The organism is Ferrovibrio sp., from assembly GCF_029255545.1.
In the GTDB taxonomy this organism is placed as follows: Bacteria; Pseudomonadota; Alphaproteobacteria; order Ferrovibrionales; family Ferrovibrionaceae; genus Ferrovibrio.
The window spans coordinates 8,122-9,707 of record NZ_JANLJJ010000003.1 but is presented as its reverse complement, the minus strand read 5'-3'; the positions used below and the strand labels follow the sequence as shown (position 1 = coordinate 9,707).

The window sequence follows — 1,586 nt, the reverse complement described above, 5'->3', positions numbered from 1 at the left end:
GGCGGCGCCAGGGAATAGCCGGATGTCTCTTGATTCCACTGCCGGCCCCGACGACACTCCGCGCCGAGGAGCAGCCCCGTGATTTCATCCCGCCGCGACGACACCGCCGTCCACCTGGCGCCGATCCTGTTTTTTGTCGGCGCGGTGAGCTGCTGCTTCGGCGTCGCCATGCTGGCGCCGCTGCTGATCGACGTGGCCGACGGGCACGAGGATTACGCGGTCTTCCTGATCTGCGCCGCCGGCACGCTGTTCGTCGGCGCCGGCATCGCCATCGCCACCTATAACCGCGCCCAGCAGATCAACCTGAAGGAAACCCTGCTGCTGCTGCCGGTCACCTGGATCACCGTCAGCCTGGTCGCCGCCCTGCCCTTCATGCTGTCGGAGCTGCAGCTGCCGCTGGCCGATGCGGTATTCGAATCTGTTTCGGGCCTGACCAATACCGGCTCCACCGTGATCATCGGCCTCGACGTCCTGCCGCGCGGCCTGCTGCTGTGGCGTTTCCTGCTGCAGTGGATCGGCGGCTTCGGCGTGGTCACCATCGCCGTGCTGGCGCTACCCTTCCTGCGCATCGGCGGCCTGCAGCTGTTCAGCCTTGATCTGTCGCCCAACTCGACCAAGTTCGTGCCGCGCATCACCGAGGTGGTGAGCCAGATCGGCATCATCTACACCGTGCTCACCTGCATCTGCGCCCTGTGCTTCTGGTTCGCCGGCATGACCGGCTTCGACGCCATCGGCCATGCCATGACGGCTTTGGCCACCGGCGGCTATTCCAGCCACGATGCCAGCATCGGCTATTTCGAGAGCGCCACCATCGAATGGATCGCCATCCTGTTCATGACGCTGGGCGCCATGCCGTTTGGCCTCTACATCGTCGCCGCCTATGGCCAGCCCGGCCGGCTGCTGCGCGACGACCAGGTGCGGCTGTTCCTCGGCATCATCGCCGGTGCCGCCCTGCTGCTGGTGCTGTGGCGCATGATCGAGCAGGACGTGCCATTCTGGATCGCGCTGCGCCAGTCGATGTTCGTCACCGTCTCCACCATCACCACCACGGGCTTCACCAGCCACGATTTCTCGGCCTGGGGCGGCTTCGCCGAGGTGGTGGCCCTGCTGCTGATGCTGATCGGCGGCTGCACCGGCTCGACCGTCGGCGGCATCAAGGTGTTCCGCATCTTCGCCATGCTGAAGCTGCTGCGCGCCCAGCTGCACCGCCAGATCTTCCCGCATGGCACCTTCCGCGTCACCTTCAACGGCGAGAGCATTCCCGATTCCGTGCGCGCCGGCGTCGCCACCTATATCTTCATGTACCTGCTGCTGCTGATCGCGCTGACTCTCGCCATCGGATTCTTCGGCCTCGATTTCCGCGAAAGCCTTGGCGCCGCCGTCACCGCCCTGGGCAATAACGGCCCCGGCCTCGGGCCCAATACCGGCCCCTGCTGCACCTTCCAGGGCGTGCCGACGGAAGTGAAATGGCTGATGTCGTTCGGCATGCTGGCCGGCCGGCTGGAAATCCTGATCCTGCTGATCCCGTTCAGCCGCTCGTTCTGGCGCCACTGAGCCGCCGGAACCGCTGGACAATCGCCGGCGTT

1 protein-coding gene is annotated in these 1,586 nt (G+C 65.8%); it reads left to right on the top strand.

The window, feature by feature from the left end; genetic code table 11:
* Positions 1–78: 78 nt before the first annotated feature.
* Positions 79–1,554 (top strand): TrkH family potassium uptake protein, encoded by a 1,476-nt coding sequence (locus Q1J79_RS00135; protein WP_300295077.1) that lies wholly within the window; start codon positions 79–81, stop codon positions 1,552–1,554.
* Positions 1,555–1,586: the final 32 nt, after the last annotated feature.